The following is a 22257-nucleotide window of genomic DNA, read 5'->3' as shown; positions in this document are numbered from 1 at the left end:
CCTCAGGTCGCTGTTCGCAGAAGTCCTCTCGAAACCCGCACGTTGTGCGAGGCACTTCTTAGAGGCTTTCCCGGATGGAACTCACGCCCGATCGGGCCGCATTGGCGCGGTGGAACGTCACGGCTGCCCGAACTGTGACGCGCCCGCCGGCTCCGCCTGCCGCACCCGCGACGGGAAGACCGCCGCGCAGTACCACACCCCCCGCTTCGTCCTCGTCCCCGCGCTCCGCGAGGAACTCGAAGCCCTCGTCCCCGCCGACCGCCACCCCGGCCGCGCGTGAAAGCAGGGCCCGGCACTCGCCATCGTCCCCGCGCCCCGCACCGAGCGCCCGGTCCGCATCGGGTACGCCAGGACGCCGACCGCGCGGCAGGAGCTGGCGAGTCAGCTTGAAGCCCTCCACCGTGCGGAGTGACACGGTCCTCAAGGAGCAGATCAGCACCCCCGTCAAGGTCCGGCCGAGCAGGAGAAGGCGCCCGCCCCGGCCCACCAGTTCAAGGAGGCCGCCCCCGAGACCCCCGTCATCCTCACGGTGCACGAGCTCAAGCGCCTCGCGCGCAACGCGGCCGAGCTGATGACGCTGTCCGCCGAGCTCCAGGCCGGCGGCATCCAGCTCGAACTCCTCACCGGCTCGCTCACCGGCATCTACGACCCCAACGGCATGGGCGCCATGTTCTTCGCCGTTCTCGCCGTGGCCGGGCGGATCGAGCGCAACTACATCCGGGAGAAGACCCTCGAAGGGCAGTTCATCGCCGCGTCCAAGGGACAAGGGCATCCCCGTCCCCGAGATCGCGAAGAAGCTGACCATCAAGGTCGGGAAGAACGCGGGCAGGTCCCCGTCGGTCGCCTCGCTCTGCCGCGCCCTCGCGGAAGCCGAGGCCACCGCGGCCGACGACGGCCTGTCCCTGCGGCCCACGCCCGCGCGCATCCGCCGGACCGAGGAGATCGACATCCGCGAACGGCTCCAGTCCCAACCCCACCCGAACGCCGAGATGCGGTAGACCCACCCACGACCCGGGGGTGCCGCAACCCTGTCACCGGTCCCCGCATCCCCGTCCCGGTGCGCGACCGGCCCCCGCGGGCCGCGCTGTGGGGCCGGGCCCCGGCCCCCGCATCCCCGCCCCGGTGCGCGCGGTCGGGCCGCGCGGGGTCGGGCCGCGTGGGGCGGCCGGGGTCGGGGGCTGCCGCGCGGCGCGGTCCGTTCACGTGTCCCGCATAGAGTCCCCGCGTGGAAGAACAGATCCCGCCCCACCGCCCCGGCTCGCCCGTCCGATCCGGCATCCCGGAACACGGCCGCATCCCCAAGTACTACGCGGTCAAGGCCCGGATCGCCGAACTCCTCGACGAGCTCGGCGAAGGCGGCGCGCTGCCCACCGAACGCGACCTCGCCGAGCGGTACGCGGTGTCCCGCGAGACCGTCCGCCAAGCCCTGCGCGAGCTGCTGCTCGAAGGCCGGCTGCGCCGCTCCGGCCGCGGCACCGTCGCCGCCGGCCCGAAGCTGGAGCAGCCGCTGTCCCTCGCCAGCTACACCGAGGGCGTCCGCCGCCAGGGCCGCCGCCCCGGCCGGCACCTCATCGGGCTGGAGCGGTTCCCCTGCCCGCCCGAACTCGCCCCCGACATCGGCGCCGAGCCCGGCGAGGCCGTCTGGCACCTGGAGCGGGTGCTGCTGGCCGACGACGAGCGGGTCGGGCTGGAGAGCACGTACGTCCGCGTGGCCCGCGCACCCCGCCTGGACAGCGACTTCCGGCCGGACTCCTCCTTCTACGGGTACCTCCGGGACCGCCTCGGCATCTCCTTCGGCGACGCCGACGAGAAGCTGGAGACGGTCCTCGCCACGCCCCGCGAGGCCCTGCTGATCGGTACCCCGCCGGCCCTTCCCATGCTGCTCATCCACCGGTTCTCGCGGGACCGGGAGGGCCGGCCGCTGGAGCGGGTGCGTTCGCTCTACCGGGGCGACCGGTTCAGTTTCACGACCCACCTGCGGCCCGAATAGTCCCGGACCGAGCACCGAGCACCGAGCACCGAGCACCGAGCACCGAGCGAGCCGCCGAGCCGCCGAGCCCCGGACCCCCCCAGCCCCCGACCCCCCAGTCCACCCATATCGGCACGAACAGGCATCCGTACATCACGAGAAGATAACGGGTCTAGTCCAAACGTCGTGGGCTGTTCACGGCCCCGTCGCCACCGAGCCCCTCCCGGGTCACGGCCCGGACCCACCGTGAACGGCGTGAGAGTCATAGTCGTAGGAGGCGGCGTGGTCGGCACCATGCACGCCTGGCAAGCAGTCGAACGCGGCCACGAGGTCGTCCAGATCGAGCGGGAGGCCGAGGCCCGAGGAGCGTCACTGCGCAATTTCGGCCAGATCTGGGTCAGCGGACGGGCCGGTGGCGAGGAGCTCGACACCGCCCTGCGGGCCCGCGAGCTGTGGGAGCGCCTCGGCGCGCAGGTGCCCGGACTGGGCTTCCGCGCCATCGGCTCCCTCACCCCCGTCCGGGGCCCCCGCGAGTACGCGGTCGCCGAGGCGGCCGCGGCCCGCCCCGACGCCGCCGCCCGCGGCTACGAGCTGATCACCGCGGACGAGGCGCGGAAGGTCAACCCGGCCCTGCGCGGCGCCTTCGAGGCCGCCCTGTGGTGCGAGCGCGACGCCGCCGTCGAGCCGCGCACCGCCCAGCTCCACCTCCGCGAGGCGCTCCGGGCGACGGGCCGCTACACCTTCCTCCCCGGCCGCGAGGTCCGCGAGGTCGTCGGGCCCGCCGCGGTCCGCGACGACCGCGGCGACATCCACCGGGGCGACGCCGTCGTCCTGGCCACCGGCGCCTGGCTGTCCGGCCTGGTCCGCGAACTGGCCCCCGACCTGCCCGTGCGCCGCGTCCGGCTCCAGATGATGCAGACCGCCCCGCTCGGGGAAGATCTCACCACCTCGGTCGCGGACGCCGACAGCTTCCGCTACTACCCCGCCTACGCCTGCGCCGCCCTCGACGACCTGAACGCCGAGCAGCCCCAGGCGCCGACCGCCGCCGCCCACCGGATGCAACTGCTGATGGTCCAGCGGCGCGACGGCGGGCTGACCATCGGCGACACCCACGAGTACGAGCACCCCTTCGCGTTCGACACCCTCGAAGACCCCTACGACCACCTCACCGAGGTCGTCGAATCCTTCCTGGGCCGCCCGCTGCCGAAGATCCGCCGCCGCTGGGCGGGCGTGTACGCGCAGTGCACCGACACCACCCGCGTCGTGCACCGCCAGCGGGTGGCGGACGGCGTCTGGTTGGTGACGGGACCCGGCGGACGCGGCATGACCTGTTCCCCCGCCATAGCCGAGACCACCGCGAACGAACTGGGCTGGTAAGTCAGATGAGCGATCCCACCGATCCCCGCAAACTGATCGTCCTCGACATGGCCGGCACCACCGTCGCCGACGGCGGCCTCGTCGAGCGCGCCTTCGAACGCGCCGCCGAGCGCCTCGGTGTCGAGGCCGGCACCCCCGGCCACGCCGAGAAGCTGCGATACGTACGCGACACCATGGGCGAGTCGAAGATCTCCGTCTTCCGCCACCTCTTCGGTACGGAGGAACTCGCGCGGCGCGCCAACTCCGCCTTCGAGGAGGCGTACGCGGACCTCGTCGACGGCGGTCTCGTCGCCCCCCTCCCCGGCGCCCGCGAGACCATCGAGCAGCTCCGCGCCGAGGGCCGCACCGTCGTCCTGACCACCGGATTCGCCCGGGTCACCCAGGACGCCGTCCTCGACGCCCTCGGCTGGCGCGACCTCGCCGACCTCACCCTCTGCCCGGCCGACGCGGGCGGTCGCGGCCGGCCCTACCCCGACATGGTGCTGGCCGCGTTCCTGCGCACCGGCGCGGTGGCCGACGTACGCGACGTCGTCGTCGCCGGCGACACCGCGTACGACATCCTCAGCGGCGTCCGCGCCGGAGCCGCGACCGTTGCGGGCGTCCTCACCGGGGCCCACGACCGGGCGGCGCTCGCCGGACACGGAGCCACCCATGTCCTCGGCTCCGTCGCCGAACTGCCGCACGTCCTAGCGGAGTCGGCGTGAGCGGCATCCGCTTCGAGGGGGTGTCCGTCGCATACGGCGGCACCACCGTCCTGGACTCCCTCGACCTGACCGTCGAGCCCGGTGAGGTCATGGCCCTGCTCGGCCCCTCCGGCTCCGGCAAGACGACGGCCCTGCGCGCGGTCGCCGGTTTCGTCCGGCCCGTGGCGGGCCGGGTGCTGATCGGCGGCCGGGACGTCACCGCGCTGCCGCCGCACAAGCGCGGCATCGGCATGGTCGTCCAGCAGTACGCGCTCTTCCCGCACATGCGGGTCGAGGACAACGTCGCCTTCGGCCTCAAGGCGCGGAAGGCGCCCCGGGCCGAGATCCCCGGCCGGGTCGCCGAGGTCCTGGAGCTGACGGGCATGTCGTCCTACGCCGAGCGCTACCCCCGCGAGCTGTCGGGCGGCCAGCAGCAGCGGGTGGCCATCGCCCGGGCCCTCGCGATCCGCCCCGGCGTGCTGCTGCTCGACGAGCCGCTGTCCGCGCTCGACGCGCAGCTGCGCTCCGGGATGCTCGCCGAACTGGCCCGGCTGCACCGCGAACTCCCCGACGTCTCCCTCCTGTACGTCACCCATGACCAGGTCGAGGCCCTCACCCTCGCGGACCGGATCGCCGTCATGGACTCCTCCCGGCTCCAGGACTGCGGTACCCCGCAGGATCTGTACCGGGCCCCGCGCACCGAGTTCACCGCCTCGTTCGTCGGCAACGCGAACCTGCTGCCGGTCACCGTGGCCGAGGCCGGCGCGCTGTTCGCCGGGCACGCGCTGGCACTGGACCGGGGGCGCGCTGCCCCGGGCGCGAGCGCCACCTTGTGCGTACGGCCGCACCTGCTCGGCCTCGGGGACGGCCCGAACGCGCTGAGCGGCACGGTCGCCGAGGTCCAGTGGCGCGGCGCCACGCACCGGCTGTACGTCGACGTCGACGGCCACCGGGTGAAGGCGGACGTGCCGGAGCTGCGGGAGACGCCCGCGCCGGGGGACCGGGTGACGCTGCACTTCGAGCCGCGGGACGCCGTGCTGCTGGCCGCGGGGGTGTCCGATGCCTGAGGCCCCGGGCCCCGCACCGGCGGCGATCCCCGCCCGGCAGGCCCGCGGCGCCGTTGCCGGTGGCGCTCCCCCCGGGCCCCCGCGCCTCGAACGCCGGCGGGGCCGGATCGGGCGCAGCGCATGGGCGGTGCCGCCCGTGGTCGTGCTCGGGCTGGTGTTCCTCTACCCCCTCGCGCTGGTCGTCCAGCAGTCGCTCACCCCCGTGGGCGGTGACGGCCCCTTCGCCGCCTACGGCTCCGTCTTCGCCTCCGCCGCCTTCCGCGAGGCCCTCGCCACCACCGTCTGGCTGGCCGTCGGCGCCACTGCCGGCTGCCTCGTCCTCGGTTTCATGCTCGCGCTCGTCATCGCCTTCGTACCCTTCCCCGGCGCCCGCGCCGTCGCGAAGTTCATCGACGTCTTCCTCTCCTTCCCCTCCTTCCTCATCACCCTCGCCCTCCTCTTCATCTACGGCACCGTCGGCATGGCCAACGGCGTCTGGACGGACCTCACCGGCGCCGACGGACCCTTCCGCTTCCTCACCACCCCCTGGGGCGTACTCCTCGCGGAGATCACCTACTTCACGCCCTTCGTGATGCGCCCCCTGCTCGCCGCCTTCTCCCAACTGGACACCGCCCAGTTGGACGTCGCGGCCGGCCTCGGCGCCCGCCCCGCCCGGATCGTCCGCCGGGTCATCCTCCCCGAGGCCCTCCCGGCCCTCGCCGCCGGCGGCAGCCTCGTCCTCGTCATGTGCCTCAACGAGTTCGGCATCGTCCTGTTCACCGGAGCCAAGGACGTCACCACGCTCCCGATGCTCATCTACGGCAAGGCGATCCTCGAATCCGACTACCCGGCCGCCTGCGTGGTCGCCGTGGTTAACATCGCGATCTCCGTCGGCCTGTTCGGCCTCTACCGGGTGGTGAGCAACCGTGCTGGTGCATAGCCGGGCCGGCCGCTGGGCCGCCTGGAGCCTCTTCGGCCTCCTCTTCCTGCCCCTCTTCGCCCTCCCCCTGCTCGTCGTGGTCGCCGCCTCCTTCGCCGGGCACTGGTCCGGGGCCTTCCCCTCCGCCCCGACCACCGGGAACTACGCCGCCGCCGTACGCGGCGAGTCCCTCCGGGCGCTGGCCACCAGCCTGGCCACCGCCGCTGCCGCCAGCCTGCTCGCGCTCACCGTCGGCACCTGGGCGGCGCTGGCCGGCGCGAGCCTGGGCCGGCGCGGGAAGCGCGCCCTGGACGCCCTGTTCATGCTGCCCGTCGCGGTGCCCTCCGTGGTCGTCGGCCTGGCCGTGCTCGTCGCCTTCAGCCGGCCGCCGCTGCTGCTCAACGGCACCGGCTCCATCGTCGTCCTGGCGCACACGGTCCTCGTGACGGCCTTCGCCCACCAGTCCGTCGCGGCGGCGATCGTACGGCTCGACCCTGCGTACGAGCAGGCCGCCGCCTCCCTCGGCGCCCGGCCCGCTTACGTGCTGTGGCGGGTCAGGCTGCCGCTGCTGCTGCCGTCCCTGACGGCCGCCGCGGGGCTCTGCTTCGCCCTGTCCATGGGCGAACTCAGCGCCACGATGATGCTCTACCCGCCGGACTGGATGCCCCTCCCGGTCCGCGTCTTCACCGCCACCGACCGGGGGGCGCTCTTCAGCGGCTCCGCCGTCGCCGTGGTCCTGATGGCCACCACCCTGCTGGTCCTGCTCGCCGTCTCCCGCGTCCGCACCAGGGCCTCGTACCGCTGACGCCCGCCGCGGCTCCCCTCCTTCCGCCGAACTCCCCGCCCCCGTAAGGAAGCGCCATGTCCCGCACCTCCCTCCACCGCCACCGGGCCCGCCGCCCGCTCCGCACCGCCGTCGCCGTCTCCGGCGGCCTCGTCCTCACCGCCGTCCTCACCGCCTGCTCGGGGGCCACCTCCGCCGACTCCGAGGGCGGCGGCGAGAAGGTCGTCACCGTCTACAGCGCCGACGGCCTCAAGAGCGACAAGGGCGACGGCTGGTACGACAAGGTCTTCGCCGACTTCACGAAGAAGACCGGCATCGAGGTCAAATACGTCGAGGGCGGCTCCGGCGAGATGGTCCAGCGCGCCCTGCGCGAGAAGACCAACACCCAGGCCGACGTCCTGATCACCCTCCCGCCGTTCATCCAGCAGGCCGACGGCAAGGGCCTGCTCCAGGCCTACGCGCCGCAGGGCTCCGAGAAGGTCGGCGGCGCGGACAAGGGCGCCGGCGGCACATGGACCTCGGTCGTCAACAACTACTTCGGCTTCGTCTACAACAAGAAGGAGCTCGCCGAGGCCCCGAAGACCTGGGAGGAGCTGCTGGACGCCAAGTACAAGGGCAAGCTCCAGTACTCCACCCCCGGTGTCGCGGGCGACGGCACCGCCGTCCTCATCAAGTCGATGCACGACTTCGGAGGCAAGGAGCCGGCGATGGAGTACCTGAAGAAGCTCCAGGCCAACAACGTCGGCCCGTCCTCCTCGACCAGCAAGCTCGCGCCGAAGACCGACAAGGGCGAGCTGCTCGTCGCCAACGGCGACGTCCAGATGAACTTCGCCCAGTCCAAGTCCATGCCCAACCTGGGCATCTGGTTCCCGGCGAAGGCGGGCGGCAAGCCCACCAGCTTCGCCCTGCCCTACGCGGCCGGCCTGGTCGACAAGGCCCCGCACACCGAGAACGGCAAGAAGCTCCTCGACCACCTGCTCAGCGAGGACGCCCAGAAGCTGGTCAGCGAGGTGGGCGGCGGCTTCCCGGCGCGCACCGACGTCAAGCCGACCGACGCCAACGCGGTGGAACTCACGCGGATCATGTCCGGCGTCGAGATCTTCGAGCCCGACTGGGCGGACATCGACGAGAACCTCACCGCCTACGTGGACGCATGGAAGTCGGCAACAGGAAGCTGACCGGTTACTTCCTGGCCACCCGCACCCGGCACCTTGACCCTTGCGTAACGGGTCTGGACCGAGGATCCCGCCGCACCCCGCACCCCGCACCCCGCACCCCGCACCCCGCACAGCACCCGCACCGACCTGCCTCTCTTTCCCCGCGAATACTCCCGGAGGAGTACGTGCCCACTGCTGTCCCGCCCGGACGCACCCTCGCCGTCGCGGCCACCGCCGCCGCCCTGCTCGCCACCGCCCTCGGCGCGCACACCGCCACCGCCGTGGAGGCCGCCGCCAACACCGACAAGGTCCTCGTCATCGGCATCGACGGCGCGGTCCTCGACCGCGTCAAGGCCGCCAACGCCCCGCATCTGAAAGGCCTGATGACACAGGGCCTGACCGCCCGCAGCACCCTCTACGCGAACCCGATGGCCGCGACCTCGTCCGGCCCCGGCTGGTCGACCATCGCCACCGGCGTCTGGCCCGACAAGCACGGGGTGAAGGACAACTCCTTCAACGGCAAGAACTACACCGCGCACCCCGACTTCCTGACCCGGGTCGAGAACGCCAGGCCGGCGCTCAACACGTACGCGGCCGCCGACTGGGAGCCCATCACCTCCACCGACCAGAACGGACCGATCTTTTCGGCCAAGGTCGACAAGCGCCTCTCCCTCAAGGGCGACCGCGACGGCTACGGCAAGGAGGACCCGAAGATCGCCGCCGCGGCCGCCACCGAACTGCGCGACCAGAACCCGGACGCCGCGTTCGTCTACCTCGGCGAGATCGACGCCGCCGGCCACTCCTACGGCGCCGCCAGCCAGCAGTACCTCGACGCGATCGCCCGCGTGGACGTGCTGATCGGCCGGCTGCTGACCGCCGTCCAGACCCGCCCGACGTACGCCCAGGAGAACTGGAAGATCCTGGTCTCCACCGACCACGGCCACACCGCCGGCGGCGGCCACGGCGGCTCCGGCATCGCGGAGCGCGGCACCTTCGTCCTCGCCAAGGGCGCCGGGATCGCCGCCGGTTCGGTCCGCGGCGACGTACGGCTGGTCGACGTGGCCGCGACCGCGCTCGCGCACGTCGGCGTCGGCGTCGCCGGCCTCGACGGCGTCCCGCTGGACGCCCCGGACTCGGACCCCTTCGACACCCTGCGCCCGAACCTCCAGGCCCGCGTGGACGAGACGGGCATCCCGGCGGGCGTGAAGGGCTTCACCCGCACCCCGCCGGCGGGCTGGTCCGTCGACAACTCCGCGATGGGCACGGGCGGCGTCACCGAGTGGGCCGGCTGGGCCTTCGCCACCGACGAGTTCTGGAGCCAGTCGCAGCGCGACCAGTGGCGCGAGCTGAACGTCCGCTCGCGTGACGTCTTCGCGGTCGCCGACTCCGACGAGTGGGACGACAAGAGCCACACGGGCACCTTCGACTCCACCCTGATCACGCCCAAGTGGGCGGTCGCGGGCGGCACGACGCGGAGCCTGACCTTCCAGACGCACTATCGGCAGGAGGCCGGGCAGACCGCCCAGGTCCTCGTCTCCTACAACGGAGGCACGCCGGCCGTGGTGAAGAACTACACCGCGGACGCCGTCGCCAGGACCGAGACGATCGCGCTCCAGGTCCCGGCCGGAGCCACCGACGTACAGGTCCGGTTCCGCTACAGCGGCAACAACAACTGGTACTGGACCGTCGACGACGTCCGGCTGGTCTGAGCCCCACCCCAGGGAGTCACGAACGAGGAAGGCCCTCCCGCGGTACCGGGAGGGCCTTCTCCGTATCCAGCGGGATGATCAAACGAGGTCGACCACGTCCGCGATGGAGTCGAGGACGTGGGTCGGCCGGTACGGGTAGCGCTCGATGTCTTCTCGGCTGGTCAGTCCGGTGAGGACGAGGAAGGTCTCCATCCCGGCTTCGAGGCCGGCGAGAACGTCGGTGTCCATCCGGTCGCCGATCATGGCGGAGGTCTCCGAGTGCGCGCCGATGGCGTTCAGGCCGGTGCGCATCATCAGGGGGTTCGGCTTGCCCACGAAGTACGGCGCCTTGCCGGTGGCCTTGGTGATGAGCGCCGCGACGGCTCCCGTCGCCGGCAGAGCACCTTCGGCCGAGGGCCCCGTCTCGTCGGGGTTCGTCGCGATGAAGCGAGCGCCCCCGTTGATCAGGCGGACGGCCTTGGTCATGGCCTCGAAGGAGTAGGTTCGCGTTTCGCCCAGGATCACGAAGTCGGGCTCGTGGTCCGTCAGGATGTACCCGATGTCGTGCAGGGCGGTGGTCAGGCCCGCCTCGCCGATCACGTACGCCGTGCCGCCGGGGTGCTGCCTGTCGAGGAACTGCGCAGTCGCCAGGGCCGAGGTCCAGATGTTCTCGACCGGCACTTCCAGGCCCATTCGGACGAGGCGCGCGTGCAGGTCCCGCGCGGTGTAGATCGAGTTGTTCGTGAGGACGAGGAACGGCTTACCGGAGTCGCGCAGCTTCTTCAGGAAGGCGTCTGCGCCGGGGATCGGCACGCCCTCGTGAATGAGCACGCCGTCCATGTCCGTCAGCCATGATTCGATCGGCCTGTGCTCTGCCATCGGTGCGCGCTCCCGCCGCTTGAGGTACTCCAGCGAGCCGATCATGTCACATTGACAACAAGCCGACGGGGGTCCGCTTGTGGGTGAAGAAAGCTACTCGCCGGTTTATCAACAGAGCATCCAAGGAGGTCGAGCCGAACACCATCGGACGGCGGGCCGTCGCGCAGAAGGGGATGAGCCGCTCCGGTTCGCGCGGCTGCTGACCCGTACGGAGCCGCTCCGGATGCGCGGCGCCGCGCCGCGCGTGAATCTCCTTGTGAGGAGGTTCACCATGCGCAGTGTCCTGATCGCTGTCCGTGCCACCGGGGTGGCCGTCGTCCTGACGGCCCTGACCGCCGTGTCCGCGCCCACCGCCCTCGCGGGCGAGGAGGGCCGCGGCGGCAGAGTCACGGTCGACCCGAATCCGGCCCACCCCGGCGCGCAGGTCAAGCTTCGCGTCCACGGCTGTGAGGGCAACCGGGGTACCGCGAAGTCCTCCGTCTTCGTGGCGGACGCCGACCTGTACGGCCGCGACGGCGGCCGCGGCCCGCTCTACGGCGACGCGATGATCCGCTCGCACGCCTCGCCCGGCCGGCACTCCATCCGGGTGACCTGCGGCGGCCACGACACGGTCACCGGCTCGATCGAGATCGCCCACTACCGGCCGTCCCACCACCCCTCGCCCGTGTGGCCGGTGCACGCCGGTGGCGGAGGCATGTCCGCGGAGATCGCCGAGAAGTCCCAACTGGCCGCCGCGGCGAAGAAGGACCGGGACGGTGGCGGGCCGAGCCTCCCGCACACGGTGATCGGCGCCGTCCTGGCCGCCGCCGCCACGCTGGCCGTCGCGGGCCGGGCACTGACCCTGCGCCGTCGCCGCAGCGGCGGATGAGCGAGGCGGGGGCATCCGCGGGCGGCCGGATGCTGACCTTCGCCGCCTGGGCGGTGCTGGTGCTGGGCCTGTGGCTGTGGGGCCGCCAGATCACCTGGGCCCCGCTGGCGGTCACGGGTCAGGCGGGCGGTCCGGTGGGTCCGGGCCTGCCCGCCGCGCACGCCCCGCTGCCGGGGGCCTCGCCGCAACGGGTCGACGTGCCTTCCATAGGCGTCCAGGCCCCGGTGATCTCCCGGGGCCTGGACAAGGACGGCGCGATCGACCCGCCCCCGTACGACAGTCCGGGCACGGTGGGCTGGTGGGGCGCGGGTACCCAGCCGGGCGCCGCCGGGACGGCGCTGATGGTGGGGCACGTGGACACCCGCTCCAAGCCGGCCGTGTTCTTCGGCCTGAGCTCGGCGCAGCCGGGGGACAAGGTGCGGGTGGTGCGGGCGGACGGTTCGGTCGCCGAGTTCACGATCGAGGACGTACGGGTCTACGAGCGCGCGGGCTTCGACCCCCACGAGGCGTACGGCCAGCGGGTGAGGGGCCGGGCGGAGCTACGGCTCGTGACCTGCGGGGGTTCGTACGACAAGCGGGCCAAGGAGTACTCGGCGAACGTGGTGGTCTCCGCCTACCTGACGGGCGCGGGACTGCGCCCCGGGACGGCCGCTTAGCGCGTCCACGCAACGGAGAAGCCCCTCGCAGCTTTCGCTGCGAGGGGCTTCTTTCGTCTGTGCGCCGCCAGGGACTCGAACCCCGGACCCGCTGATTAAGAGTCAGCTGCTCTAACCAACTGAGCTAGCGGCGCTTGGTGACAGGCAAAACTCTACCCCACCTCCACCGGTGCTCGTGACCAGCCACGCCCACCTTGTCCGATTAACCCATGTTTGAGGTGTTTATCGTGCACGATATGTCTGGCCGTGCCGGATCTGACGCCCCAGCAGATACGGCTCCGGCCGACCAGTGGACGAGCAGGGGAGTGGACGGAACCGCATGACGACGCAGCCGCCGACGCACGCGCAGATGCCGATGCCGATGCCCGTTTTCGAGGAGTACGAGCCCGCGGGCGACTGCGCGTGCCAGGGCTGCTCCCGCCGTCGCCGCTCCCTGGCCCGCGCGCGGGCCATACCGCTCCGGGACGGGGGCCACCCGGCGGCGCGAGGAGCCCGCCGGGCACTGGTCCTGGCCACCACCGCCGGAGTGGTGCTGGGCGGGGGCGGCGGAGCGGCGGTCGCGGTGACCACCGTGCCGGCCGGGACGGTCGCGCTGGACGACCCGGGCACCCCCCAGGGCGGCCGGGCCCCGCTGCACGGTCCGAAGGGCGGCCCGGTCGGGAAGCCGGGAGCACCGGCGGCGACGAAGCGGATCGATCGGACGACGATCATCAACCGGGCGAAGCTGTGGCTGGACGCACAGGTTCCGTACAGCATGTCCGACTACTGGACCGACGGCTACCGGCAGGACTGCTCGGGCTACGTCTCCATGGCCTGGAACCTCGGCACGAACGAGTGGACCGGCAGCCTCGACAAGTTCGCCACCCGCATCACGAAGGAGGCGCTGCTGCCGGGGGACATGCTGCTCTTCCACAACCCGGCCGACCCGAACAAGGGCTCGCACGTCGTCCTCTTCGGCGGCTGGGTGGACGACACGCGGACGCACTACATCGTGTACGAGCAGACGCGCCCGACCACCCGGAAGCTGGCCACGCCCTACGCGTACTGGGCGAATTCGGCGAAGTACCTGCCGTACCGCTTCAACGGGGTCACGGGCGCGGTCGTGCCCGAGGCCCCCGGCGCGCAGCCCCCGGCGGGCTCCCAGCCGGGGGATACCAAGGCGTACCCGGGCGCGGCGAAGTTCGGCCCGGGTGCCTCGAACGAGTACGTGGCCCAGCTGGGCCGGATGCTGATCGACCGGGGCGGGCTCCGCTTCTACCCGAAGGGGGCCAGCCGCACCTGGTCGGACGCCGACCGGCTGGCGACGCAGGCCTTCCAGCGAGCCCAGGGCTGGACGGGCGCCGACGCGGACGGCCTGCCCGGCGCGCACACCTGGCGCCTGCTGGTCGAGCGGCAGGGCAAGGACATCGCGCCGACGGTGGGCGCGGCGCCGGGGCCCGGTGGCGCGCCGGCGGTGGGCCCCAGGCCGGGGCCCGGTGGCGTACGGGCCTACCCGGGCGCGGGGGTGTTCCGGCCGGGGACGTCGCACGACGCGGTCACCGCCCTCGGCCTCCGGCTGATCAAGAAGGGCTTCGGCAAGCACTACACATCCGGCCCGGGACCCCGCTGGGGCGAGGCCGACCGCCGCAACGTCGAGGCCTTCCAGCGCGCGCAGGGCTGGCGCGGCGCCTTGGCCAACGGCTACCCGGGCCCGGAAACCTGGCGCCGGCTGTTCGCATGACGGAGGCAACGATGTACCCCACCCGCACCACCACGACCACGGGCACCCTCCACCTCCCCCTCGCCCCCGCGCCGGCCACGGCGGCACCCCCTGCCCCCGCGGCGCCGCCCGCCCGGGTGACCGCTGGGCCCGCGGCCCCGCCCGCCCCGGCGACCCCCGCCCCGGCGGCCCCGCTCGCCCCGGCGACCCCCGCCCTCGTGGCGCCGGCGTCCCCCGACCTCGCGGCCCCGGCGGCCGTTGGGCCCGCGGCCCCGACTGCGGCCACGCTTCCGTCCCCGGCCGGCGGGGCTGCGCCGAGCCACGTGGTCGGCGCGGTTGCGCACGCTACGGCGCCGGTCGCCGCTGCCGCGGAGCTCTCCGGCGGCCACCCTGCCCCGACCGGCGGGGCTATGCCGGTCGTCCCGGACCACCCGGCTCGCGTCGCGGCGCCGCCCGCCCCAGCGACCGCTGGGCCCGTGGCGCCGGCCGCACCTACGGCGACCACGTTGGCCACGCTGACCGGTCTGGTGAGCCCGGCGGCATCGGCAGCCCCGGCGGCCCCGGCGGCCCCGGGCTCGTCGGCTGAGCCGGTCGGCCCGAGCGCCGAGTCGGCGGGGCCCCAGGCCGTGGCGCGGGCGGTCGTTCCTTCCGCCGCCCGGTCGGAAGAGGACGTCGCCGCGCTCTCGGCGCCCGCGCCCCGGACCGGGGAGAGCGGGCGGGCGTCCGTGGCCACGGGGGGCGGGTCGGTGTACGCCTCCGGCCCGGTACGGGCTATGCCCGAGCCGAAGGCCTCTGGCACGCCGGAGATTCCGGCGGGCCGGGTCGCCACGCAGGCGACCCCGGGCGGCTACCCCGCCCCGGCCGCCGAGCCGCAGGCCGCGCAGGTCGCCGGACCCCGCGAGCCGGAACGGCCCGTCCACCGCGCCCCCGGGACGGCGGCAGCGGCAGGTGTTCCGCCCTACGGACCCGATTTCCCCGCCGCTTCCGCGGGTGTGGCCCCGGTGACGCCCGCGCCGGCGGCCCCGCCCACCCGGCCAGGGTCGGACCCGGGGGCCCACGAAACCCCGCCCACCCGGCCCGGGGCCGACCCGAGGGCTGACGAAGCGGCTCCCGCGCACGTGCGCACCGGAACCGACCGGGGGGCCGATGCGGCTCCCGGACCGGCGGTCACGGAGCCCGCGCCCGCTCGGCCAGGGGCCCATGAAGCCGCGCCTGCCCGGCCCGGGGCCGATCACGTCCTGCCCGCGCACACACACGCGCACAGCGGAACCGACCGGAGGGGCACGGCGGCTTCCGGGCCCGTGGTCGCGGTGCCGGCGCACCCGCTGGTCGGGGGCGAGGGGGGCGACCTCGTAGGTGCGGCGATCCCGCACCCGCAGGACGAGGCCGGACACGCCGACACCGCCGCCCTTCGCCTGAGCACCGCCGCCGCACCGAACTCCGGGGTACCCGGCCCGGGGATGGCCGAGATCGTCGCCCGGGCGGTGTCCCGGGGGATGGAGCACCGGGAGGACCCGGACCAGCAGGGGCGCGGGCAGCAACCATGGAACGAACCGCCGCTGCGGGAACCGCGGGTGGAACGGGAGGAGGAGGACACCCAGGACATCCCCCGGGTCCTGCCGCACCACCTCGCGGAGGACCGCCCGTACCGCGACGAGCCAAGCCTCAGGCAGCATCTCCCTCAGAGCCGCGAGCACAACCTCCCGCACGGCCCCGCACCGAGCCACCCGCAGGACCGCCCGCAGGGCCCCGCACAGGGCTTCGCGCCGAGCCACCCGCAGGACCCCACCCAGGGCCGCCCGCAGGGCCAGGCGCCGAGCCACCCGCAGGACCGGCCGCCGGGCCACGCGCCGAGCCCCGCGCAAGACTCCGTGCAGGACCCCGCGCAGGGTCACGTGCCGAGCCACCCGCAGGACTCCGCGCCGGGCCACGTGCCGAGCCCCGCGCAAGCGCAAGACTCCGTGCAGGACTCCGCGCCGGGCCACGTGCCGAGCCCCGCGCAGGGTCACGTGCCGAGCCCCGCGCAGGGCCCCGCGCCCAGCCACCCGCCGAGCCCCGCGCAGGGCCCCGCGCCCAGCCACCCGCAGGGCCCCGCGCAGGGGCAGCCGTACCGCACCGGGGCGGGCTCCCCGGAGGGGGGCGGGGCTGCCGATGTGCCGGTGCACCTGCCGTTCCGCGCGGCGGCCGCGCGAGCGGTCCACCCCGGGCCCGCCCCGGCAAAGGCGCCCGCCCCGGCGCCGGCGGTCCGCCGCGCCCCCGGTCGCCGGGTCCCCCGCGGGGACGACCGGCTCCGCGAGCACCGCGGCCCGGTGCTCCCCGGCTGGGTCGGCGTCGGCATCGGAGGGCTCGCCATCGCCGGCTGCGCCGCCGTGCTCTGGCGTGCCGGGGTCGTCCCCGCGACCCTCGTCGCGGCCTTCGGCGCGACCCCCCGCGCCTACGCGGGACTGCGCGCCACCCACTGGCCCCCGCTCGCCTTCCTCGGTGTCGTCGCCCTCCTCGCCCTCGGCGGACTCGGCCGCTCCCGTACCGGCCACGCCTGGGTGCTGACCCTCTTCGGCCGCTACCGCGGCACGGTCCGGCGTACCGGCCTGACCTGGATCAGCCCCCTCCTCCTGCGCCGCCGGGTCGACGTCCGGCTGCGGCACTGGCGCAGCGATCCGATGCCCGCCGTGGACTCCGACGGCCTCGCCCTCCAGGTCGTCGTCCAGGTGGTCTGGCAGGTCAAGGACACCGCCCGGGCCACCCTGGCCGTCGAGGACCACACGGAGTACCTCGCCGAGCAGGTCGAGTCGGCCATGGCGCGGGTCCTGTCCCAGCTCCCCGCCGACGCCTTCCACGAGGACGCCCCGACCCTGCGCGACGCCGAGGCCGTCGGCGACGCGCTGACCCAAATGCTGGCGGCGGAGACCGAGGCCGTCGGGATCGAGGTGTTCTCGGCTCAGCCGATCCGGATCGAGTACGCCGCCGAGGTGGCCGAGGCGATGCGCCGCCGCCGGGTCGCGGCGATCGACGCCAAGCACCGCGACACCGTGCTGAGTTCGGTCGTGGACGCGGTCGACGACACCGTCCACCGGCTGACCTCGCGCGGGCTCGTCGAGCTCGACGACTACGAGCGCAAGGCCCTGGTCAAGGACCTCACGGTGGCCTTCTACACGGGGCGCTCCGAGTAGCGCGGCCGGGCCGCGCGCGGACGTCGGGGTGAGGGCCCGACGGCCGCCGGGCGCCGGCGCGGGAGCGTGAGAGGGGAACGGGTGGCCGGAACGGACCGGACCACCCGTTCTTCCGTTGGTATGGACACGGCCAACTCTCGTCAATAATCTGGTACTTGGTCTAGACCTACGCCGGTGCCCCGCGTCGGCGTTCCATCCCCGCGTGCACGCCTCCCGCCGGAGTCCCCCCACATCCAAGGAGCATCATGCGTCACTTCAGCATGCCCAGCATCCGCCTGCCCGGACGGTCCGAAGGGCGGACCGGGCGGCCCGGACGCGCCGGAGCCGTCACGCTCGGCCTCGGTCTCGTCGCCGGAATGACGCTGCTCGGCGCCCCCAGCGCCAGCAGCCACGGCTACACCGACACCCCCATCAGCCGTGCGAAGCTCTGTGCCAACAAGACCGTCTCCAACTGCGGCGCGATCCAGTGGGAGCCGCAGAGCGTCGAGGGCTTCAAGGGCTTCCCGGCCTCCGGCCCCTCCGACGGCACGATATGCGCGGGCGGCCTCCCCCAGTTCGCCGAGCTCGACAACCAGCGCGGCGGCACCTGGCCGGCCACGTCGGTGAACAGCGGCCAGAGCTACAACTTCCGCTGGCAGTTCACCGCCAACCACGCCACCACCGACTTCAAGTACTACGTCACCAAGAACGGCTGGGACCCCACCCGCCCCCTGACCCGTTCCGCGCTCGAATCCCAGCCGTTCCTCACCGTCGCCTACAACGGCGCCCGCCCCGCCATGACCACCACCCATCAGGGCGCCATGCCGAGCGGCAAGTCGGGCCGCCACATGATCCTCGCGGTGTGGACCGTCCACGACACCCCGATGGCGTTCTACTCCTGCTCCGACGTTCAATTCTGACGATACGTCAGCTAGTCTCCGGCGGCATGCGGACGACGACTGGACCCGTGACCGTCGCGGAGCTCGTGGCGCGCCGGTGGGGCGACCACCGGCCGGGGCTGATGTACCGGGACACCGAGCGGGCGGAGGGCTCGGCGGGGCGCGGCGGGCGCGGCACGGACGGCGCCGCACCCGCCGTCCGCACCCTCAGCCACCACCGGACCGCCCGGGAAGCGGCCGCGCGCGCCGCGCTGCTCGTCGACCTCATGCCGCCGGGGGCCGAGCCGCACCTGGGGGTGCTGCTCGACAACACCCCCGAGTTCCCGTTCTGGCTCGGCGCGGCGGCCCTCTCCGGGGCCGCCGTCGCCGGCATCAACCCCACCCGGCGCGGCCCCGAGCTCGCCCGCGACATCCTGCACACCGACTGCCGGATCCTGGTCACCGAGCGCTGCCACCTGCCGCTGCTCGACGGCCTCGACCTGCCCGGCGTGCGCGTCCTCGTGACCGACACCGAGGAGTACGCGGCCCTCCTCGCGCCCTACGCGGCCGCCGAGCCCGGCGAAGCGGTCCTGCGTCCGCCCGGGCCCGCCGACCGGCTGCTCCTCTACTTCACCTCCGGATCCACCGGCGCCCCGAAGGCCGCCATCTGCACCCAGGGCCGGCTCGCCGCCGCCGGACGCTCCCTGGCCCGGCACTTCTCGGTCACCCCGGGCGACGTCCACTACATCTGCATGCCCCTCTTCCACGGCAACGCCGTCATCGCCGACTGGCTCCCGGCGCTCGCCGGTGCAGCCCCCGTGGCCCTGCGCCGGCGGTTCTCCGCCTCCGCGTTCCTGGACGACGTACGGGATTACGGCGCCACGTACTTCACCTACGTCGGCCGGGCGGTCCAGTACCTGCTGGCCACCCCGCCGCGCCCGGACGACCGGGAGCACACCCTGCGGCTCGGCTTCGGCACCGAGGCCGGGGCGGTGGACGCGGCCCGCTTCGCCGAACGGTTCGGAGTCCGGCTGGTCGAGGGGTACGGGGCCACCGAGGGCGGCGCCTCCGTCCAGCGCACCTCCGACACCCCGCCGGGCGCCCTCGGCCGGGCGGGAGCCGGGGACGACCTCGCCGTCATCGACCCGGAGACGGGCCACGAGTGCCCGCCGGCCGCCTTCGACGGGCGCGGGCGGCTGCTGAACGGCGCCGAGGCGATCGGCGAACTCGTCAACCGGGGCCGCAGCCGCTTCGAGGGCTACTGGCGCAACCCCGACGCGGAGGCCGCCCGCACCCGGGACGGCTGGTACTGGACCGGGGACCTCTTCTTCCGGGACCCGGCGGGCTTCCTCTACTTCGCGGGGCGCACGGACGACCGGCTCCGGGTGGACAGCGAGAACCTGGCCGCCGCCGTGATCGAGAACATCCTGGCCCGCTGGACGCGGGCGGCGGCGGTCGCGGTGTACGCGGTGCCGGACGAGGTGGCGGGGGACCAGGTGATGGCGGCGGTCGCCTTGCGGGAGGGCGCGGAATTCGACGCGGAGGCGTTCGCGGCGTTCCTCGCCGCGCAGCCGGACCTGGGCACGAAGATGGCTCCGCGCTACGTGCGGGTGGTGCCGTCGATGCCGGTCACGGCGACCGGCAAGATCCACCGGGTCGCCCTGCGCCGGGCCGGCTTCCGGTGCCCGGACCCGGTGTGGTGGCGCCCGCCGGGCCGCTCCGCGTACGAGCCCCTGACCCCCGCCGCCCGCAGCGCCCTCCTCGCCGCCTACGCCGCCCAGTCCCGCACCCACCTCCTGACCCAGTAGCCACGGTCCGCGCCCGGATGCCCCGCGCAGGGCCGCCGCCGGAGGGCGCGGGGTCATGGTTTTGAGCACCCCGGAGGAGCAGGTAGTATTTTCTCTGTCAGCAGGCGCCGCTAGCTCAGTTGGTTAGAGCAGCTGACTCTTAATCAGCGGGTCCGGGGTTCGAGTCCCTGGCGGCGCACCTGTCCTTCGGGCGGTTTCCGGTTCACACCGGGAACCGCCCGAAGTGTTTTCCGGGCCCGTTGTCCCCCACCACTCCCGTCGTCGCCGCTCAGAGCGTGAGCGACAGCAGCAGCGGTGCGGCCTTCCGGTTCAGCGTGTCGGCCGCGGCCCGCAGCCGGTGCGCGTGCTCGACCGGCATCGACAGCGCCAGGCAGCCGACCGAGGCACCGGCCGTGATCGGGACCGCCGCGCAGACGGTGCCCACGGCGTACTCCTGGAGGTCCAGGACCGGCACGGTGGCCGGCTGGGAGTCCAGCTTGGAGAACAGGATCCGCTCGTTCACGATCGTCTTCGAGGTGAGACGGGCGATCTTGTGACGGGCGAGGTGGTCGCGCCGCCCGTTCAGGTCGAGCTGGGTCAGCAGGCACTTGCCGACCGCGCTGGCGTGCGCGGCCGAGCGGAAGTCGACCCACTCGTGCACCTTCGGGGTGCGCGGGCTGTCGGCGAACTGCGTGATCCTGACCTCGCCGTCCACGTACCGGCTGATGTAGACCGCCGCGCCGACCGAGTCCCGCAGCCGGTCCAGGGTGTCCTGGAGCTTGTCCGTCAGGGCCTGCTGCCGGTTGATGCCGGAACCGAGCAGGACCAGGGAGTCCCCTATGGCATAGGCGCCGTCCGACACCTGCAGTACGTATCCCTCCCGGCGCAGCATGAGCAGCATCGGAGCGAGATGGACCGCGGGCAGGCCGGTCTCACGGGCGATCTGGACGTCGGTCACACCTCCCGTGTGCCGTGCGATCGTTTCGAGTACGCGTAGTGCGTACTGCACCGAGTGGAACGGCGCGGTCGGCTCGGGCTTCAGCGCCACGGTCTCCCCCTAGCAGGTTGTTACCGCTTGCCCTACCACGATAGCCACCAAGCGGCCCTTGTGGAGCGCCTGTTGAGGAGATTGATGGCTCAATAATATCGTTCTGCTTGGATCTACCCGTCTGGCATATGCCACGGTCATGCTCCTGCGCCGTCTCCCGGCGCCGGGAATGCCCCGCCGCCCCCGGAGGTTCGAGACCTTCGTACCGACGCCGTGCGGATGTCGTGCGGCGCGGATCGAGACGGGAGCGACGATGAGTGACAGCGGGGACGCGAATCGGCACCACGACGGCCCGGACGGCGGCCCGGACGGCCGCCCGACAGCAGGGCCCTCCGGCGCTCCGGACGGCGGCCCCGGCGGCTCCCGCGGCGGAAACGGGATCCGCGGCGCCGTCCTGGGCCGGGCGCCCGCGGCGCTCTCGGTCCTGGACCTCGTCACCGTGGGCTCCGGCAGCACCTCCCGGGAGGCCCTGGAGACCAGCGTGGCCATAGCGCGGCTCGCCGAGTCCCGCGGCTTCCACCGGCACTGGGTCGCCGAGCACCACTCCATGCCCGCCGTCGCCAGCTCCTCGCCGGCCGTGATCCTCGCCTACCTCGCCGCGCACACCTCGCGCATCCGGCTCGGCTCCGGCGGGGTCATGCTGCCCAACCACGCCCCGCTCGCCGTCGCCGAGCAGTTCGGCGTCCTGGAGGCGGTCGCCCCGGGACGGGTCGACCTCGGGCTCGGCCGGGCGCCGGGCACCGACGGGCGCACGGCCGCCGCGCTGCGCGGGCCCGGCCGGCTCGACGAGGGCGCGGACGACTTCCCCCGGCGGCTCGCGGAGCTCACCGCCTTCCTCGACAACAGCTACCCCGACGGGCACCCGTACGCACGCGTGCACGCCGTACCCGGCCCGGTGCAGGGCCCGACCGCGCGCCCGTCGATCTGGCTGCTCGGCTCCTCCGGCTACAGCGCCCAGCTGGCGGGCGAGCTCGGTCTGCCCTTCGCGTACGCCCACCACTTCTCCGCCGCCGGCACCCTGCCCGCGCTCGACCTCTACCGCCGCAGCTTCCGTGCCTCGGCCGTCCTGGACGCCCCGTACAGCGTGATCGGCGTCCAGGCCGTCGCCGCCGACACGCACGAGGAGGCCCGCGCCCAGGTCCTCACGGGCTCGCTGTCGATGATGCTGATGCGCACCGGCCGGGGCGGGCTGATCCCGACCCCCGAGGAGGCGCTGGCGTATCCGTTCGCCGGGCCGGGGGAGCGGGAGTTCATCGACGGCCGGCTCGCCGACACCGTCTACGGCACCGCCGACGAGGTGACCGCCGGTCTGGACAAGCTGGCCGCGCTGACGGGCGCGGACGAGCTGATGCTGACCGCCAACATCCACGGCAACACCGCCCGGTTGCGCTCGTACGAGCTCGTCGCAGATGCGTACGGCCTGCCCGGACCGGCTCCGGCGGCCGGCTGACCGCACGAGAACGCAGTTCGGCTGGTTTGTTGCCGAAACCTTGCGAGAAGGTGGCTCAAGGCAGCCTTAAGCCGCTCGTCACCGGGGGTGGCGAGCGGTTTCTGATGTGCATTCAAGTCTCTGACTAGGGGATTTACCCGGCTGGTGGTCTAGTCCTTCTTTGGTCCAAACCATTGACTCGGACGTGTGGTGATCGCTATTTCTTTCACCACCTGATCGG

19 protein-coding genes and 2 tRNA genes are annotated in these 22257 nt (G+C 73.5%); 18 read left to right on the top strand and 3 right to left on the bottom strand.

Annotation, left to right across the window (positions count from 1 at the left end):
* Positions 1–109 precede the first annotated feature (109 nt).
* From ACWFQ8_RS10300 to ACWFQ8_RS10255, 10 genes are all read left to right on the top strand, one after another.
* Positions 110–280: a zinc finger domain-containing protein gene (locus ACWFQ8_RS10300; protein WP_453785756.1), complete on the top strand. Its 171-nt coding sequence runs from the start codon at positions 110–112 to the stop codon at positions 278–280.
* Positions 281–571: 291 nt separating this feature from the next.
* Positions 572–1216, top strand: a complete 645-nt coding sequence (locus tag ACWFQ8_RS10295; protein ID WP_453785855.1) for a hypothetical protein — start codon at positions 572–574, stop codon at positions 1214–1216.
* Positions 1217–1225: 9 nt separating this feature from the next.
* Positions 1226–1990, top strand: coding sequence for a GntR family transcriptional regulator (locus tag ACWFQ8_RS10290; protein WP_453785755.1), 765 nt, complete (start codon positions 1226–1228; stop codon positions 1988–1990).
* A gap of 234 nt (positions 1991–2224) precedes the next feature.
* Positions 2225–3346: a TIGR03364 family FAD-dependent oxidoreductase gene (locus tag ACWFQ8_RS10285; RefSeq protein ID WP_453785754.1), complete on the top strand. Its 1122-nt coding sequence runs from the start codon at positions 2225–2227 to the stop codon at positions 3344–3346.
* 5 nt (positions 3347–3351) lie between these two features.
* Positions 3352–4050: a phosphonatase-like hydrolase gene (locus tag ACWFQ8_RS10280; protein WP_453785753.1), complete on the top strand. Its 699-nt coding sequence runs from the start codon at positions 3352–3354 to the stop codon at positions 4048–4050.
* Positions 4047–5096: an ABC transporter ATP-binding protein gene (locus ACWFQ8_RS10275; protein ID WP_453785752.1), complete on the top strand. Its 1050-nt coding sequence runs from the start codon at positions 4047–4049 to the stop codon at positions 5094–5096. Before ACWFQ8_RS10280 ends, ACWFQ8_RS10275 begins: the two co-directional genes overlap by 4 nt.
* Positions 5089–6015, top strand: a complete 927-nt coding sequence (locus ACWFQ8_RS10270) for a 2-aminoethylphosphonate ABC transporter permease subunit (RefSeq protein WP_453785751.1) — start codon at positions 5089–5091, stop codon at positions 6013–6015. The genes ACWFQ8_RS10275 and ACWFQ8_RS10270 overlap by 8 nt, the downstream gene beginning before the upstream one ends.
* Complete coding sequence (locus tag ACWFQ8_RS10265; RefSeq protein WP_453785750.1) at positions 6002–6799, top strand: ABC transporter permease; 798 nt, start codon at positions 6002–6004, stop codon at positions 6797–6799. Before ACWFQ8_RS10270 ends, ACWFQ8_RS10265 begins: the two co-directional genes overlap by 14 nt.
* Positions 6800–6855: 56 nt before the next feature.
* Complete coding sequence (locus tag ACWFQ8_RS10260; protein WP_453785749.1) at positions 6856–7956, top strand: 2-aminoethylphosphonate ABC transporter substrate-binding protein; 1101 nt, start codon at positions 6856–6858, stop codon at positions 7954–7956.
* Positions 7957–8120: 164 nt separating this feature from the next.
* The gene (locus tag ACWFQ8_RS10255; RefSeq protein ID WP_453785748.1) at positions 8121–9644 is read left to right on the top strand and encodes an alkaline phosphatase family protein; all 1524 of its coding nucleotides are present in this window, start codon (positions 8121–8123) and stop codon (positions 9642–9644) included.
* A 78-nt stretch (positions 9645–9722) separates the two neighbouring features.
* Here the strand turns inward: ACWFQ8_RS10255 and ACWFQ8_RS10250 are convergent, their stop codons facing one another.
* The gene (locus ACWFQ8_RS10250) at positions 9723–10502 is read right to left on the bottom strand and encodes an HAD-IIA family hydrolase (RefSeq protein ID WP_453785747.1); all 780 of its coding nucleotides are present in this window, start codon (positions 10500–10502) and stop codon (positions 9723–9725) included.
* 271 nt (positions 10503–10773) lie between these two features.
* On the opposite strand from ACWFQ8_RS10250, the gene ACWFQ8_RS10245 reads away from it, so the two are divergent.
* Together ACWFQ8_RS10245 and ACWFQ8_RS10240 are read left to right on the top strand one after the other, a co-directional pair.
* The gene (locus tag ACWFQ8_RS10245) at positions 10774–11370 is read left to right on the top strand and encodes a hypothetical protein (protein ID WP_453785746.1); all 597 of its coding nucleotides are present in this window, start codon (positions 10774–10776) and stop codon (positions 11368–11370) included.
* Positions 11367–12026 (top strand): class F sortase, encoded by a 660-nt coding sequence (locus ACWFQ8_RS10240; protein ID WP_453785745.1) that lies wholly within the window; start codon positions 11367–11369, stop codon positions 12024–12026. Before ACWFQ8_RS10245 ends, ACWFQ8_RS10240 begins: the two co-directional genes overlap by 4 nt.
* Before the next feature lie 60 nt (positions 12027–12086).
* Here the strand turns inward: ACWFQ8_RS10240 and ACWFQ8_RS10235 are convergent.
* A tRNA-Lys gene (locus ACWFQ8_RS10235) sits at positions 12087–12160 on the bottom strand.
* A gap of 221 nt (positions 12161–12381) precedes the next feature.
* Here ACWFQ8_RS10235 and ACWFQ8_RS10230 point away from each other — a divergent pair.
* The 5 genes from ACWFQ8_RS10230 (at position 12382) to ACWFQ8_RS10210 (ending at position 19738) form a co-directional block, all read left to right on the top strand.
* Entirely contained in the window at positions 12382–13746 is a 1365-nt protein-coding gene (locus ACWFQ8_RS10230; RefSeq protein WP_453785854.1) for a peptidoglycan-binding protein, read from the top strand.
* 1289 nt (positions 13747–15035) lie between these two features.
* The gene (locus tag ACWFQ8_RS10225; protein WP_453785744.1) at positions 15036–16895 is read left to right on the top strand and encodes an SPFH domain-containing protein; all 1860 of its coding nucleotides are present in this window, start codon (positions 15036–15038) and stop codon (positions 16893–16895) included.
* Between the two features lie 356 nt (positions 16896–17251).
* Complete coding sequence (locus ACWFQ8_RS10220) at positions 17252–17794, top strand: lytic polysaccharide monooxygenase auxiliary activity family 9 protein (protein ID WP_453785853.1); 543 nt, start codon at positions 17252–17254, stop codon at positions 17792–17794.
* 26 nt (positions 17795–17820) lie between these two features.
* On the top strand, positions 17821–19560 hold the full coding sequence (locus ACWFQ8_RS10215; protein WP_453785743.1) for an AMP-binding protein: 1740 nt from the start codon (positions 17821–17823) through the stop codon (positions 19558–19560).
* Positions 19561–19664: 104 nt separating this feature from the next.
* Positions 19665–19738: transfer RNA gene (locus tag ACWFQ8_RS10210), tRNA-Lys, on the top strand.
* A 90-nt stretch (positions 19739–19828) separates the two neighbouring features.
* Here the strand turns inward: ACWFQ8_RS10210 and ACWFQ8_RS10205 are convergent.
* Positions 19829–20587: an IclR family transcriptional regulator gene (locus ACWFQ8_RS10205; RefSeq protein WP_453785742.1), complete on the bottom strand. Its 759-nt coding sequence runs from the start codon at positions 20585–20587 to the stop codon at positions 19829–19831.
* 253 nt (positions 20588–20840) lie between these two features.
* Between ACWFQ8_RS10205 and ACWFQ8_RS10200 the strand changes: the two genes are divergently transcribed.
* Positions 20841–22037, top strand: coding sequence for an LLM class flavin-dependent oxidoreductase (locus ACWFQ8_RS10200; protein WP_453785741.1), 1197 nt, complete (start codon positions 20841–20843; stop codon positions 22035–22037).
* Positions 22038–22257 lie beyond the last annotated feature (220 nt).

It is taken from the genome of Streptomyces sp. NPDC055254 (genome assembly GCF_053606025.1).
Note: the sequence above shows the minus strand (reverse complement) of the source record. Positions and strands in the feature narration are given on the sequence as shown.